This window comes from Ruegeria sp. AP7 (assembly GCF_056539905.1).
Genome location: NZ_JBQFVT010000006.1, coordinates 142,035 through 157,347 on the forward strand (window position 1 = coordinate 142,035; position 15,313 = coordinate 157,347).

Sequence of the window (15,313 nt, forward strand, 5' to 3'; positions counted from 1 at the left end):
GCTGGGCACCGGTAACCGGTGCCCAGAAAGGTCAAAGTCCCTTGCGGGATTTTTTCTCGTGCATCACGCTGCGCACCATTTTTCCAAACGCTTTATCGCGTGCGCGTGCCTGCGCCACCGAAGCCGAATTGTGCTGATCTTCGCGACGCAGCTTGCGCCATCGGTCCAGCCGTGCGGGATCAAGTGCCCCGGTTTCGATTGCAGCCTGTATCGCACAGCCGGGCTCGGTGTTGTGCTGACAATCTGAGAATCGACAGTTCATGCTCAGGTCCGAGATATCAGAGAACACCTCGTCCACACCCTCTTGCGCGTCCAACAGGCGTAACGCACGCATGCCGGGTGTATCGATCAACCAACCTCCGTTGCTCATTCGATGTAACGCACGCGCCGTTGTTGTGTGCCTGCCACGCGCATCATCTTCGCGAATGGCTGCGGTGGCTTGATTCTGCCCGGTGATCCCGTTGGCAAGTGTCGTCTTGCCAACGCCAGAAGATCCGACCAGGGTGCTGGTCTGTCCTTTCGGGCACCACGACAGGACCTGTTCGATATCGGACTGATCCAAGGCATTTACGGCCAAAACTGTCAGAAACGGGGCCAGTGACTGGGCCTGTTCGACATAAGCAATTGCGTTGTCGCAGGTGTCCGACTTGGTCAGAACGATCACCGGATAGCTGCCTGCCTGATGGGCCAGCGCAAGATAGCGCTCTAGTCGGGGCAGATTGAAGTCGGCATTGCAGGAACTGACGATGAACAGCACATCCACATTGGCCGCGATCAACTGTGCTGCGACGTCTGTGCCCGCGGCCCGGCGCTGCAGCAGGCTGCGCCGTTCCAGAACACTGCGAATGCGTTTGTTTTCATCGGTCAGCACCCAATCTCCGACCGCAAAAGCACCAGTCGATTGGTCTGGGGAGAGTAGGGGAGTCTCGCCTTCTGGACTCAACCCGATCAACCGATCCCGGTGAACGGCTGCGATGCGAAAGGGGAAAAGGGACGGCTCAGCCGCATGCTGAGCTGCAAAGTGAGAGGACCATCCGAGGTCCGATAAGGAAAGTGACATGTGTCTGCCTGTGATCAGAAACAACAATCCTGTCGAATGGCGAACGCGCATTCGCAGGTGAGGTATTCAGGCAGTCAGCTGGAAAAAAGAATCAGAACCGGTCTGCCCGAAGGGTCATTGCTACAATCATAAACGCCCTCCTACGGCTAATGGGTTCAAAGTGAGAGGTTGGACATCGACCCAAGCGGGGCTCGTTGTGGCTGCTTCCTTCCGGACCTGACCAGGTTGGCGAGGCGCTCGCCCGCGCCAACCTCTCGAACAACGATATAGGCCTCCGGCTGTAAAATGGCAACCCGTCAGAAGGTCAGATGAATGCGCATAAACCCATCAGTATCACGGGGCAGTATCTGGGGATCATAATCCGCCAATTCTTCCAGGTATTTGTCCGCGCCGGGACCGGTGGTCAGAATTGCTCCACGGCTTTGGGTCGGCACAAACGAAAACGGCTGAGGAGCTTGTTCCAGTGGGTCGAGGGGCGATCTTCCTGAGATGTAATCGCACAGGATTTCGTGAATGCGCAGCGACGGCAGGTTTATCTGATCTGCTTGAAAGTCGACAGGAAAATGACCGCCCCCGCTGGCGCGATAATTGTTGAGTGCAACAACAAACCTTTGATCGGGGGCGACAGGCAACCCTTGAAATGTAAGATCGCGAACGCGGCTATGGCCGGGATCTGTGATCCGTCCGGTTGCATCGAAACGAGCGGGTTGAGACAGGTCGAACCGGCAGGTCACGCCATGCAGTACATCAAAATAATACCCCGCCCGCAGAGGATCGATGAGGTTGACGGGATCATTCAGCAAAAGCTGATTGAACAGTCCGGCGGACATCTCAAGCCAGTCACGAACCTGTTCCCCGGTGATCAAAGTGGCGCGCAACTCGTTTGGAAACACGCACAGATCAGCCACATTGCGTACCGAGATTCTTCCCGCCGGGACATCGGTATAAAATCGAGTGCCTGCGCGGCCTCCGAATTTGGTCGGGGCGGCGGCTGACAGGACGGGATGGTCTGCCCATTCAGTACTCAATAGGTACGGCCGAAGCGCTGCAGCTTGAGCGGTTGCGATAAGCGCCAACCCACGATCAGGGGCGCAGAACGAAAAATAGCTGTGTAAAGGGTGTGGGACATTGCCGACGGGCTTGGCTGCGCGGACGCGTGTTGCTGTGTGGCCTTGGGCAAACAACTGCGCCAACTCCGGGCAATCGGTCACCGGCGATTTTGCTTGATTGACTGCGCGTAATTCGGCTTCGCTCTTGACGATGTGCCAGCCGTCAATATCTCGACCCAGTGTCAAATCAATGAGGCCGAGGTGTGAGCCTCCCCAACCCGGCATCACCACCGGTTTGCCATTTACAAGTCCGCGATTGCTGTCGACATGTTTCAAACCGACATGCGCCGCCCCCGGCAGAGTCAGGTGTGTATGGCCAGCAACGATTGCATCAATGCTTGTCAGGGCCGCAAGCGGAATAACGGCATTTTCCAGTTCTGGCTGTGCCTCTGCCGAACCGAGGCCTGAATGAGCCAGCGCGACGACCAAATCGCATCCATCTTTGCGCAGTTCTGCTGCTGTACGTTGTGCTGCGGTTAGGATATCGGCAATTTGCACGTCATCCCGCAGCATATGCGCCTCCCACCGCGCGGTCTGAGGTGGCAGGACAGAAAGAACACCTATGCTAATAGGAACATCTTCTCCGCCGATACTGATTGTGCGCTGCAGAATTGCTTGGGACACCCAGCCCTGTTCGGGGGTATTGCTTTTCATGTTGCTGCAAACAACCGGACACTCGAACTGACCTGTGATGCGATTGATGAACTTTAGTCCAAATCCAAAATCGTGGTTGCCCAATCCGACTGCATCATACCCCAGGACATTGAACGCCTTGGGCAAAGGGTGTTGGGCTGGCACGGCTTCGGCCGCCCAGTCGCCAAACGGGGTACCTTGCAGGCTATCGCCATTGTCGAATAGCAAAACCAGCGCCCCGTTGCATTCCGCCTGTTCTTGGGCGACCCGGATCATGCTTGCGGTGCGGGCGAGGCCGACATCAGGATCGGGGCGATCGGCATAATAGTCGTATGACGTCATGTGCATATGAAGATCAGAGGTCGCCAGGATCCGAAGGTGCGCGCGACCTTTGAAATCTCGATTTTGAGGCGGGAAAACTTCGGCTTTCAATATTTTTACTTCTGGATGATTGGGTAACGTAAGCTTCACTATGAGTTGTATTTAGTGCAAATTCCGAGGCATTGCTGCGGTCTTTCGACGGCGTAAGAAATATTGATCTGTGAATACCCCGTTGCACCGGTGGTCAAGACATGGCAGCCCTTTGCGCAAATACAGGAATGACAGGCATGAAACGCGCAGAACAGGTAACTTTTGGCGGCTCTGGGCTGGACCGGGCAGGATTGCTGCGAGGCGATGCGGACAAATTGGCGCAGGCCCATGCTGACCCGTCAGCAACATGTGTTCTGCTGTGGCGCGGCAAAATTTTGGCTAAGGGTGACGCTGTGGATCAGTTGGCGCTGCTTCCCATGTCCCACGATATTCTCAAAAATGGTCCAGGTGGCGTGATCGAAATGCCCGTACTGCTTGGGTGTATGGACGACGGATCGCCACAGTTTGCTTTGGATATATCTGATTGGGCGGCCGAGGGGCTAGACCTCTCTGCCGTCGGGAAGTTTGTGGATGGTAGCGAACAACAGCACCCCGACATGCCCAAAGGACATGTGTTTGTCGAGCTACGCCGGATCATGGCACGGCTGAATCCGCGTGATGCAGAGTTGGCAGCAACCGCCAAGGCGGTGATCGGCTGGCATGAAACGCATCAGTTTTGCGCCCAGTGCGGTGCACATAGTGAGATGGTTCAAGCTGGATGGCAACGCAGTTGCCCATCCTGTGGCGGTCAGCATTTCCCGCGCACAGATCCGGTTGTTATCATGCTGATAACGAACGGAAATTCGGTTCTTGTGGGCCGTTCTCCTGGTTGGCCCGAGGGGATGTATTCACTTTTGGCGGGCTTCGTTGAACCAGGCGAAACGCTCGAGGCCGCAGTACGGCGCGAGGTGATGGAAGAAGCCGGAGTACCTGTGGGCGAGGTGCGCTATCTTTCCAGCCAGCCTTGGCCCTTTCCTGCATCCCTGATGTTTGGCTGTGCAGGCGAAGCCCTTTCGCGCGATATTCAGATCGACCCGGTTGAAATCGAAGATGCGATGTGGGTCACCCGGACCGAGATGATGCAGGCCTTTGCCGGGGACCACCCCAAGCTCCTGCCAGCCCGAAAGGGCGCGATTGCACATTTTTTGTTGCAACACTGGCTTGCAGACACACTGGACTGACGAGAAACTGGACTCAATCAAGGGCAGAGTAAAACGAACATGCAGTTTTCAGCGCAGGAAGATATCGAAGTTCCGATTGATACGGTCTTCACCATGATTTCTGATTTCGAGCGCTTTGAACGCATGGCCTTGCGGCGCGGGATTGAAGTGAGGAGAATCGCAGATTCTGCGGTGCCACAGACCGGAACCGCATGGGAGACCGAGTTCAAGATACGCGGTAAACCACGTCAGATTGCCATAGAGATGACGGAATATGACAGCCCGTCTCTGATGCGCTTTATATCCAGTAGCAAGGGAATGAACGGTGATACGGTTGTCGAGCTTTTGGCACTGTCTCAACGTCGGACACGTTTGCGGATTGAGACATCGCTGGGCGCAAAAACCCTTCCCGCACGGCTATTGCTACAGTCTTTGAAGCTCGGGCAATCCAGGTTCCGCCGACAGTTTCAAACGCGGCTCAGCGAATTTGCGCGGGACATGGAAGAACGGCACCTGCATGGTGCCTGAATATGAGGGAGTAGATGAGTAGATTGGATCAACCGATCATCCGCGAAGCTGTTGAGGCTGATGCTGATGGAATTGCCAAGGTGCTGACCGAGCTCGTGGCTGCCGGTAAGCGAAGCAAAGACAGCAACGCTGTTTTTGCTTTGGGGCATTACATCAGCGATCCCGAACGTATTCGGTGTAGTGTTGCTGTCACGCCAAACGGAGAAATTTTGGGATTCCAATCGCTGAAACTTGCCACCGAAAACAACCCCTATGAGGTTGCGGTCGGCTTGGGTATCATCGGCACACATATTCGGCCGTCTGCTGCGCGACGCGGTGTGGGGCGGGCACTATTTGAATCGACGCTTGAGGCCGCTCGACATAAGGGTTTACCTGCTATCGACGCGACGATTGGGGCCGCCAATCCCGAGGGGCTTGGGTACTATGAAGCCATGGGATTTCGAGAATATCGCCGGATGGAAGGTGCAGTATGCAAGATCTTTCATGTTCCCAAAGTCTGAGCCTGGCAACACCCAAATGATAAGCACGCCCTAAAACATGTCGCAGATCATCTTTCTTCACGGTGCATCCAGCAGTGGGAAAACGACACTGGCACGGGCATTGCAAAGGGCGGCAGAGGTGCCATTCTGGCACATCTCGATTGATCATCTTCGGGACTCTGGCGTTCTGCCCATGCGGCGCTTTCAAAGCAGAGAATTCGATTGGTCGATCGAGCGTGGCAAGTTCTTTGATGGTTTCCATGCGACTTTGGCGGCCTATGCAAATGCAGGAAACAATCTGATCATCGAACATATTCTGGATACGCCTGAATGGGCAGAAATGCTAAAGCGGCATCTGGCAGGTCATGATGTATTGTTTGTGGCTGTGCATTGCCCCACCGACCTCCTAATCGAAAGAGAAATGGCGCACGGTGACCGCGAACAAGGCAGCGCGGTGAGTGACCAACAGGTCATTCACATAGGCAGGGTCTATGATCTGGAAGTCAATTCGATGGATGACATCGATGGAAATGTCGATCTCATCCTCGATGCATGGCGCAATGGGACACGGAGCTCTGAGTTTGCCCCGCAGGAGGGGTAGCGACAGCGAAATGTTACCCGCGGGGCTGCGCCGCCGGGTAGACGCCAAGCACCTCAACATTGGTGGTGAAATGCTCTAGTTCATCCATCGCCAATTTTACATTGCGATCATCCGGGTGGCCTACGATATCCGCATAGAACTGCGTCGCAGTGAATGAGCCGTCGACCATGTAGCTTTCCAGCTTGGTCATGTTGATGCCATTGGTGGCAAATCCACCCATTGCCTTGTATAGCGCGGCCGGGATGTTTCGGACCTGAAAGACGAAACTGGTGATCATCCCATGTTCGCCACGACGCGAATCGTCGACCTCTCGTGACATCACTAGAAACCGGGTCGTATTATCTCCCTGATCTTCAATATGTCGCGCCAATACGTTGAGGCCGTAGATTTCGCCTGCAAGTTCACTGGCCAAAGCTGCGGAATGCTTGTTACCAGCCTCAGCAACTTCTCGCGCGGCGCGGGCATTATCTGGGCTGACCCGTCCGCGAATTCCGTGCTCTCGCAGAAATCCTGCGCATTGTGGCAGCAAAACAAGGTGTGAATGCGCTTCGGTGATGTCTTCCAACTTGGCGCCGGGTACGGAAAGCAAATTGATATGCACCCTCACAAATGCCTCATCGATAATATGCAGCCCGCTATGGGGAAGCAGGCGGTGGATATCCGCGACGCGGCCATAGGTGGTGTTTTCAACCGGCAACATTGCCAGATCAGCTTCGCCCGAACGCACCGATTCGATCACATCTTCGAATGTACGGCAGGGCAGTGCGTCCATATCCGGGCGCGCGTTGCGGCAAGCCTCGTGGCTATAGGCGCCAGGTTCTCCCTGAAATGCTATGCGATTGGTCATTTGGTCGTTTCCGTGCAACAAGTTCTTGAATTGGGCGTTTAGTCGCGGTGTCTATACCTTGCCTCTTGTCAGGGGAAGCCTTAGACACCCGGAAGACAGCTAAAGTGGACTCGCGATCAATGTTCGACACGATGACAGTTACCAAGGCCGCAGCAGGCCTGTTTGGCACCTTCCTGGTGCTGCTTCTGGCAAAATGGGGGGCGGATGTCCTCTATAGCAGTGATAGCCATCATGCCGAGGCTGCCTACGTTATCGAATCCGAAAGCTCGGGCGAAAGTGCCGACGGTGAAGAGGTGGTCTTCGAAGAGATTCTGGCAGCAGCCGATCCTGAAAAAGGAGCAAGGGTGTTCCGTAAATGCACCGCTTGCCACAAATTGGAAGACGGCGCGAACGGCACTGGCCCGTACCTTTATGCCATCGTAGATCGCCCTGTAGCTTCGGCAAAAGGGTTTACCGGCTATTCTGCAGCTATGCAGGCGCATGGCGGCAACTGGACGCCTGAAGCGCTTGATGCCTTCCTGACCCGACCCAGCAGCTATATCTCGGGCACCTCGATGAGCTTTGCGGGCCTGAAAAAACCACAGGATCGCGCCGACTTGATTGCTTACCTGCAGACCATCGGCAACTGATCTTTTGATCATTACGCAAGAATTCAAAGCCGCTGCGCCAAGCAGCGGCTTTTATTTTTTACGTGAGAAAAACTTCACAAAGCGCTCACGCATTCTAAACTTGCAACTGACAGTGCTGGACCTTTAGCTGGCTGGCACAACAATGAAGATGACAGATATTCAGAGGACGAGCCCAATGAAACCCCTTCTGCCTGCGATGCGCTTTACTGGAATTCATTCTTGGACTGCGGCGTTAGGAATTTCGGCAGCGGTTGTTTTCGGGGGTATTCAAGCCAGCGCGAGCGAGGATGGTATCACTCGAACCCACGGCTATTCTTACTTTGGAAACCTGGATTACCCGGCGGATTATCCGCACCTGAATTATGTCAATCCCGATGCGCCAAAAGGTGGCGAGCTGTCGCTGGCGGGATCAGGTACGTTTGATTCCCTGAACCCCTACTCGCGAAAAGGTCGCGCGGGCGCGTTGACGACGATTCAATATGACCCGCTGATCGAAAGCACATCAGACAGTGTTGGCCAATACTACGGTGTTGTCGCCGAAAGCATGGAGTATGACGAAGGCCGCAACTACGTGATATTCCATTTGCGCCCCGAGGCGATGTTCTGGGATGGAACCCCAGTGACGGCCGAGGATGTAGTCTATAGCCACCGCCTGTTTATCGAGCAGGGCTTGCCATCTTATGCACAGGCAGTCGGTCGGATGGTCACGGGTGCCGAAGCGCTGGATGATCACACCGTCAAATTTACCTTCAGCCCGGATGTCACACGTCGTGGGCTAATCGAAACAGTTGGTTCAACTCCGGTCTTCTCGAAGGCTTGGTTTGAAGCTGATGAAAACCGCCGCCTTGATGAACCTCGCCTTGAGGTCGCCGTAGGGTCCGGCCCGTACAAGCTGGACAGCTACGACATCAATCGCCGCATCGTTTACAAGCGTCGTGATGACTATTGGGGCAAGGACTTGCCGATCAATGTTGGTCGCAACAATTACGACATCATTCGGATCGAATATTTCGCTGATCAAACTGCCGCATTTGAGGGTTTCAAGGCTGGTGAGTACACCATGCGTGTCGAAAGTGATCCGAAGCAGTGGGCCTCGAGTTACGATTTCCCGAAGCTCGACGAAGGGTATGTTGTGCAGGATGAGATCGTTGACGGAAGTCCTCCGACACCATCTGGGTTTGTGTTCAATCTGGGAAAACCGCAGTTTGCCGACAAGAATGTGCGCAAAGCACTAGCGCTGGCGTTTAATTTCGAATGGGCAAATGAGTCGCTGATGTTCGGACTGAACACGCCTCGGAATTCGTTTGTGCAAGGCACTCATCTCGAGGCGACAGGTGCGCCAGAAGGCGCGGAACTGGCGTTCTTGGAAACACTGGGCGATATCGTCCCGGCCGATGTCTTAAGCGAGCCCGCGCTTGTTGTTCATGAATCCAACCCGGCCCGCCTGAACGATCGTCGCAATCTGCGGAAAGCGTCGAAACTGCTGGATGAAGCCGGATGGCCGGTCGGTGAAGGCAATCTGCGCCGCAATTCCGAAGGGCAGACGCTGAAAGTGAATATTCCTTACGCGTCCAGTATTCCCACCTCGACTTCGACGATGATCGAGACCTACGTCCAGAACCTTCAGTCAATTGGTGTGGATGCTTCTGCAGAGAAAGTTGACCCCTCTCAGTTCACGCTGCGGCGTCGTGAGCGGGATTACGACATGGTGTATTCGAACCGATATGGCTCGTTCCTATCCACCGGTGGCGGCCTAAGCCAGATGTATGGATCGGAAGAGGCTGCATTCAGCCTGTTCAATCCGGCGGGTCTTGCCAGCCCTCTTGTGGACGCGGTGATCGAAGCGTCCTTTGATACAACAAATCAGGCAGAGCAGGATGCCGCATTGATGGCGTTGGACCGTGTGCTGCGCTATGAGTTCTTTGTCATACCCGATGGGTATGTGGCGGACTACTGGACGGCTTACTACGACATGTATGAATACCCTGAAAATCTACCTCCATTCTCGCTGGGGTATCTCGATTTTTGGTGGATCAACCCTGAGAAAGAGGCTGACCTGAAAGCCAAAGGCGCACTGCGGTAAAATGGGCGCCTATATTCTAAGACGCCTATTGCTGGTCATACCGACCCTTCTGGGCATCATGATCGTCAATTTCACGCTGGTGCAATTTGTGCCGGGCGGACCGATCGAACAGATCATTGCGCAGATCGAAGGTCAGGGCGATGTCTTTGCAGGATTCGCCGGTGGTGGCGATGCCGGGGCAGGCGCCGAACCTGCTGGAGGTGCCTTTGACGACAAATACGTCGGTGCGCGTGGGTTGCCGCCTGAGTTCATCGCTGAACTGGAAAAAGAGTTTGGATTCGACAAACCGCCACTCGAACGTTTTCTAGGCATGATGGGCAATTACCTGACGTTGGATTTTGGTGAGAGCTACTTCCGCTCGATCAGCGTGATCGATCTGGTGCTCGAAAAAATGCCCGTGTCGATATCACTGGGTCTTTGGTCGACCCTGATCGCCTATCTGGTTTCGATCCCATTGGGAATCCGCAAGGCGATCAAGGACGGTTCAAGTTTCGACACTTGGACCAGTGGTGCGATCATCGTGGCGTATGCGATCCCCGGGTTCCTGTTTGCCATTCTGCTTCTGGTGCTCTTCGCCGGTGGGTCGTATTGGCAGATATTCCCGCTGCGCGGCCTGACCTCGGACAACTGGGAAAGCCTCAGTCTGTTTGGCAAGATCGCCGACTATTTCTGGCACATCGCGCTTCCGATCATCGCACTGACGATCTCGGCCTTTGCGACGCTGACACTGCTGACCAAGAACTCGTTCCTGGATGAGATCAAAAAGCAATATGTCATGACCGCCCGTGCCAAAGGGCTGAGTGAGCGCAAAGTGCTGTACGGCCATGTCTTCCGCAACGCGATGCTGATCGTGATTGCAGGGTTTCCGGCAGTGTTCATCGGCGTTTTCTTTGGTGGCTCGATCATCATCGAGACCATTTTCTCGCTCGATGGTCTTGGGCGACTGGGCTTTGAGGCCGCAGTGGCGCGCGACTATCCGGTGATTTTCGGCACGCTCTTCATCTTTGGCCTCATGGGCCTGGTTGTCGGCATCATCAGCGACCTGATGTACGTTCTGGTCGACCCGCGCATCGACTTTGAAAAGCGGGAGGGATAATTGGCACTTTCTCCTCTAAACCAGCGCCGCTGGCGTAATTTCCGGCGTAACGGCCGTGCCTTCTGGTCGCTGATCATCTTCTCGATCCTGTTTGGCCTGTCGCTGTTTGCCGAGTTCATCGCCAACGACAAGCCGATCCTGGTGAAGTACCGGGGCGAATTCTACACGCCGGTCTTCAACTTCTACGCCGAGACCGAATTCGGTGGCGATTTCCAGACCGAGGCGATTTATCGCGACCCCGAGGTCATGTGCCTGATCGACAGCGGAGGGCTAGATCAGTGTTTCGATGATCCTGAAGGGATTATCGAAGAGATTCAGGCTGGTACATTCGAGGCCGACGGCTTCGAGCGCGGCTGGGCTATCTGGCCACTGATCCCTTATTCCTTCAACACCAGCGTGGACCGACCGGGTGCTGCACCGCTGCCGCCCAATAGTCAAAACCTTCTGGGCACGGATGACACCAAGCGAGATGTGCTGGCCCGCGTGATCTATGGCTTTCGCCTGTCGATCCTGTTCACGCTAATTGTGACCGGGGCAGCCAGTTTGATCGGCATCTTCGCAGGGGCCATTCAGGGCTTTTTTGGCGGCTGGCTCGATCTGATCTTTCAACGGATTATCGAAATCTGGTCATCAACTCCCTCGCTCTATGTGATTATCATCATGTTTGCCATTCTCGGCCGAAGTTTTTGGTTGTTGGTGGCTCTGATGATTCTCTTCGGTTGGACCGGGTTGGTTGGCGTTGTGCGGGCTGAGTTCCTGAGGGCTCGAAATCTGGAATATGTTCGTGCCGCGCGCGCGCTAGGCGTGGGTAACATGACGATCATGTTCCGCCACATGCTACCCAATGCGATGGTTGCCACGCTGACCTTCATGCCGTTCATCGTGACCGGCACGATTGGCGGACTGGCGTCGCTAGACTTCCTTGGTTTCGGTCTTCCGTCTTCGGCCCCATCGCTCGGCGAGCTGACCTTGCAGGCAAAACAAAACCTGCAGGCCCCGTGGCTGGCCTTCACCGCCTTTTTCACCTTCGCCATCATGCTGTCGCTGCTGGTCTTCATTTTCGAAGGCGTACGTGATGCGTTTGATCCCAGAAAGACCTTTTCATGAGCCTGCTGGATGTGAACAACCTCAAAGTCTCCTTCCGGCAGGACGGCCAGGTTTCTGCGGCGGTGAAAGGTGTGTCCTTTACCGTGGACCGGGGTGAAACGGTTGCTCTGGTAGGGGAATCGGGCTCAGGCAAGTCCGTGACCGCTCTCAGCACCGTATCACTGCTGGGCGATAGTGCGATCGTTGAAGGCTCGGTCACCTATGACGGCCAAGAGATGATTGGCGCGTCCGAGAACAAGCTGATGGAAGTGCGCGGCAACGACATCAGCTTTATTTTCCAAGAGCCGATGACCTCGCTAAACCCGCTTCATACGATCCAGAAGCAGATGGCCGAGTCTCTAGCATTGCACCAGGGGCTGGCTGGTGATGCGGCGCGAAATCGGATTATTGAACTGCTGAACAAAGTTGGCATCCGCGACCCGGAAGAGCGTTTGGACAGTTATCCGCATCAGCTGTCGGGTGGGCAGCGTCAGCGCGTGATGATCGCCATGGCATTGGCCAACAAGCCGGATATTTTGATCGCAGATGAACCAACGACCGCGCTGGATGTGACCATTCAGGCGCAAATTCTGGAACTGCTGGCTGAACTGCAAAAGTCTGAAAACATGGGAATGCTGTTCATCACCCATGACCTTGGCATCGTCCGGCGCATCGCCGACCGGGTCTGCGTAATGAAGGATGGTGAGATCGTCGAAACCGGCGTGACCTCCGAGATTTTCGACAACCCGCAGCATCCTTATACGCGCAAGCTGCTGGCGGCTGAGCCGTCAGGACACCCCGATCCGGTGGCAGCTGATGCCGAAGAGGTCGCGCGCACCGATCACCTGAAGGTCTGGTTTCCGATCCAACGGGGGTTTCTGAAACGTACAGTCGGGCATGTGAAAGCCGTCAATGACGCGACGCTCAGCGTCCGCGCCGGGGAAACGCTAGGGATCGTAGGCGAGAGCGGGTCGGGCAAGACAACGCTGGCCCTGGCCATGATGCGTTTGATCGCCTCCGAGGGCGGGATCACTTTCCGCGATCAGGACGTTCGCCGCTGGTCAACGCGTGAACTCAGACGGCTGCGCAAGGATATGCAGATCGTGTTTCAGGACCCGTTCGGCAGCCTCAGCCCCCGGATGACCTGCATGCAAATCATCGCCGAAGGGTTGGCTATCCACAATGTTGACCCCCATCGCGCCCCGCGCGAATTGGTTGCCGAAGTGATGACCGAGGTCGGATTGGACCCCGCCGCGATGGACCGCTACCCGCATGAGTTTTCAGGTGGGCAACGCCAGCGGATCGCCATCGCGCGCGCCATGGTGTTGCGGCCCAAGCTGCTGGTTCTGGATGAACCGACCAGTGCGCTGGACATGACCGTGCAGGTGCAGATTGTTGATCTGTTGCGGGACCTGCAAAGAAAGTATGGGCTGGCCTACCTGTTCATCAGCCACGACCTGAAGGTCGTGCGCGCAATGTCCCATAACGTCATCGTCATGCGAAACGGTGATGTGGTCGAAATGGGCGCTGCTGAGGATTTGTTCGAACACGCCCAAACTGATTACACACGCGAACTGATCGCGGCAGCGGGCTGACGAGCAGCCCGCCCCGCTAGCCTCAGGCCATTTCCTTGTTCTTTGCAGAGGCAGGAACAGGGCCGCGCAGTTCTTCATAATGATCGAACTGCAGTTTGACCCAACCGGTGCCACGGGTGGCGCTGGCAAGGGTTCGGTGCAGTTCATCCTCGGCAACGGCCGGAAGCTGCGCGTTGAATATCTCCCAACCCGAAGCGTTCGGATTACCCTCGAATCCTAGCACCTGACCCTGCAAAGAACTGATCGTGGGGACTAGATCACCGACGAAGGTTGATGGCAGATGGATCTCGGCATTCAGGATCGGTTGCAGGACGACGGGTTTGGCCTCGGGTAGCGCTTCACGCACGGCGTTCTTGCCAGCGGTGCGGAAGGCATAGTCCGAACTGTCTACGTTATGGTGCTTGCCGTCGCTGAGCGTCACCTTGACGTCCACGACAGGGAAACCTTCAGGGCCTTCGACCAGTGCGTCCTTGGCACCGTGTTCAACCGAAGGAATGTAGTTCCGGGGTACGGCCCCGCCTTTGACTACTTCTTCGAACTGGAACCCCGATCCGCGCGGTAGTGGCGCGATTGAGATCACCACATCAGCAAATTGACCTGCGCCACCGGATTGCTTGCGGTGGCGGTGACGATGATCGACTTTGGTGCGGATGGTTTCGCGATAGGCTGTTCCGGCGGCCTCGGCTTCAATCTCGATCCCAAAATCTTCGTCTAGTTTAGCTGTCACGCGGCGCATGTGTTGTGGGCCTTGCGAACTTAGAATGGAATGACCGCTTAATTCGTCCTGTTCCAGATGCAGTCCGGGATCGATTTCAACCAAACGGGTCAGCGCGTTCGACAGACGCACATCGTCGCGTTCATGCGCGGGTGAGACAACCTGACGATGCGCAGCGGGATGCGAGGAGGCCCATTCCGGCAGCGGCGTAGCAGCAGCGCTATCATATATGAAACCAGGGTTGAGATGATCGGATTTAACGGCCAGACCAATCTGTCCAGCCTCAAGCGCTCCGATCTGGGTTTTGGCGTCGAGTGTGGTCAGGTTCCCAACAGTTTCACCGCCCAGAGGCTCGTGCGCTTTGACGCCATCGCCCAGTCCGCGCAATACGGTGATCTTACCAATATGCTTCTTCACATCCGCAAAGCCTGCGATGGCGCGCGCTGTATCTTCAGCCTCGTCTCTGTCTGCCGCGATGTTGAACTCCGGGGCCTCATGACGCAGCGCTTTCATAAGGCGCGTCAGGCCATTGCCATGGCTGGCAGCACCCAGGCAGGCGGGGATCAGCTGGTGGTTCTGCAAAACCTGCGCAGCCAACTCGTAGACTTCCTCGCTGGGTGGCTGCTTGTCTTCGATCAGTTGTTCCAGCAAATGGTCATCAAAATCTGACAGGGTCTCGAGCAACTCGGTGCGCGCTTCCTGTTCGCGATCCTCCACCGATTGCGGTAGTTCGATCAAGGCTGAGGGCTGGCCTTCTTGATACTTCCACGCGCGTTCCGAGATCAGGTCGACGGCCCCGATGATGTCTTCTCCTTCGCGAATCGGAACTTGACGCAAAGCGATGTGGTGACTGCAATAGGTCTGAAGCGCTGCTACGATGTCGCGTATGCGGCCATTGGGGCTGTCCATGCGATTGATGAAGAGGAAACTGGGAATACCTGCTTCCTCAACCAGTCTTAGATAAGGGGCACAAAGGACTGCGGCGTCCGGATCGGGGGGGACCACAACCACTGCTGCGTCTGAAATGGCCATCGCCGGGCCGACATAGGCCAGCGCATCGCCGCCTCCGTCCACGTCCACCGCGCACCACGGTTCGTCTAAATAAGAAAAACCGTGCAAATGCACGGTTCCGGAAACATCGAATGTTGTAGGCCGCCCGTCGAGGCGGCTGATCGCTTCGACCAAGGTGGATTTGCCCGATTGACTGGGGCCGAGGACGGTGAAAACGCGCATGAGTGCTGTCCCTGTTTCAGTTGCAACTTGGCTGCACGAAAAGGGCTG

At 55.8% G+C, this 15,313-nt stretch carries 13 protein-coding genes and 1 other RNA gene; 9 read left to right on the forward strand and 5 right to left on the reverse strand.

Annotated elements, in window-relative coordinates; translation table 11 throughout:
- Nucleotides 1–31: 31 nt before the first annotated feature.
- The 3 genes from rsgA to ACR0KN_RS13220 all read right to left on the reverse strand — a co-directional run bounded on the left by rsgA (nt 32) and on the right by ACR0KN_RS13220 (nt 3,273).
- Nucleotides 32–1,060, reverse strand: coding sequence for a ribosome small subunit-dependent GTPase A (gene rsgA, locus ACR0KN_RS13210; RefSeq protein ID WP_480654121.1), 1,029 nt, complete (start codon nt 1,058–1,060; stop codon nt 32–34).
- A gap of 158 nt (nt 1,061–1,218) precedes the next feature.
- An RNA gene (gene ffs / locus ACR0KN_RS13215) (signal recognition particle sRNA small type) lies at nt 1,219–1,317 on the reverse strand.
- A 39-nt stretch (nt 1,318–1,356) separates the two neighbouring features.
- Nucleotides 1,357–3,273 (reverse strand): bifunctional 2',3'-cyclic-nucleotide 2'-phosphodiesterase/3'-nucleotidase, encoded by a 1,917-nt coding sequence (locus ACR0KN_RS13220; protein ID WP_480654123.1) that lies wholly within the window; start codon nt 3,271–3,273, stop codon nt 1,357–1,359.
- A gap of 137 nt (nt 3,274–3,410) precedes the next feature.
- Here ACR0KN_RS13220 and nudC point away from each other — a divergent pair, with 137 nt between their 5' ends.
- From nudC to ACR0KN_RS13240, 4 genes are read left to right on the forward strand one after another with little or no spacing between them, the layout of a single operon-like run.
- Nucleotides 3,411–4,394, forward strand: a complete 984-nt coding sequence (gene nudC, locus ACR0KN_RS13225) for an NAD(+) diphosphatase (RefSeq protein ID WP_480654125.1) — start codon at nt 3,411–3,413, stop codon at nt 4,392–4,394.
- A gap of 39 nt (nt 4,395–4,433) precedes the next feature.
- Nucleotides 4,434–4,901: an SRPBCC family protein gene (locus ACR0KN_RS13230; protein WP_480654127.1), complete on the forward strand. Its 468-nt coding sequence runs from the start codon at nt 4,434–4,436 to the stop codon at nt 4,899–4,901.
- 14 nt (nt 4,902–4,915) lie between these two features.
- Nucleotides 4,916–5,401: an N-acetyltransferase family protein gene (locus ACR0KN_RS13235; RefSeq protein WP_480654129.1), complete on the forward strand. Its 486-nt coding sequence runs from the start codon at nt 4,916–4,918 to the stop codon at nt 5,399–5,401.
- A 37-nt stretch (nt 5,402–5,438) separates the two neighbouring features.
- A complete protein-coding gene (locus tag ACR0KN_RS13240) occupies nt 5,439–5,981 on the forward strand; it encodes a chloramphenicol phosphotransferase CPT family protein (protein WP_480654131.1) in 543 nt (180 codons plus the stop codon).
- Nucleotides 5,982–5,994: 13 nt separating this feature from the next.
- Here ACR0KN_RS13240 and ACR0KN_RS13245 read toward each other — a convergent pair whose 3' ends face one another.
- Nucleotides 5,995–6,828 (reverse strand): prephenate dehydratase, encoded by an 834-nt coding sequence (locus tag ACR0KN_RS13245; RefSeq protein WP_170476131.1) that lies wholly within the window; start codon nt 6,826–6,828, stop codon nt 5,995–5,997.
- A gap of 119 nt (nt 6,829–6,947) precedes the next feature.
- Between ACR0KN_RS13245 and ACR0KN_RS13250 the strand changes: the two genes are divergently transcribed.
- The 5 genes from ACR0KN_RS13250 (at nt 6,948) to ACR0KN_RS13270 (ending at nt 13,317) form a co-directional block, all read left to right on the forward strand.
- Nucleotides 6,948–7,457: a c-type cytochrome gene (locus ACR0KN_RS13250; protein ID WP_029621890.1), complete on the forward strand. Its 510-nt coding sequence runs from the start codon at nt 6,948–6,950 to the stop codon at nt 7,455–7,457.
- A 175-nt stretch (nt 7,458–7,632) separates the two neighbouring features.
- Complete coding sequence (locus ACR0KN_RS13255) at nt 7,633–9,540, forward strand: extracellular solute-binding protein (protein WP_480654133.1); 1,908 nt, start codon at nt 7,633–7,635, stop codon at nt 9,538–9,540.
- Nucleotide 9,541: 1 nt separating this feature from the next.
- Nucleotides 9,542–10,636, forward strand: a complete 1,095-nt coding sequence (locus ACR0KN_RS13260; RefSeq protein WP_170476127.1) for a microcin C ABC transporter permease YejB — start codon at nt 9,542–9,544, stop codon at nt 10,634–10,636.
- A complete protein-coding gene (locus ACR0KN_RS13265) occupies nt 10,637–11,743 on the forward strand; it encodes an ABC transporter permease (protein WP_170476125.1) in 1,107 nt (368 codons plus the stop codon).
- Nucleotides 11,740–13,317 (forward strand): ABC transporter ATP-binding protein, encoded by a 1,578-nt coding sequence (locus tag ACR0KN_RS13270; protein WP_170545080.1) that lies wholly within the window; start codon nt 11,740–11,742, stop codon nt 13,315–13,317. The genes ACR0KN_RS13265 and ACR0KN_RS13270 overlap by 4 nt, the downstream gene beginning before the upstream one ends.
- A gap of 22 nt (nt 13,318–13,339) precedes the next feature.
- Here the strand turns inward: ACR0KN_RS13270 and ACR0KN_RS13275 are convergent, their stop codons facing one another.
- Nucleotides 13,340–15,265, reverse strand: coding sequence for an elongation factor G (locus ACR0KN_RS13275; RefSeq protein ID WP_170476120.1), 1,926 nt, complete (start codon nt 15,263–15,265; stop codon nt 13,340–13,342).
- Between the last annotated feature and the right edge of the window lie 48 nt (nt 15,266–15,313).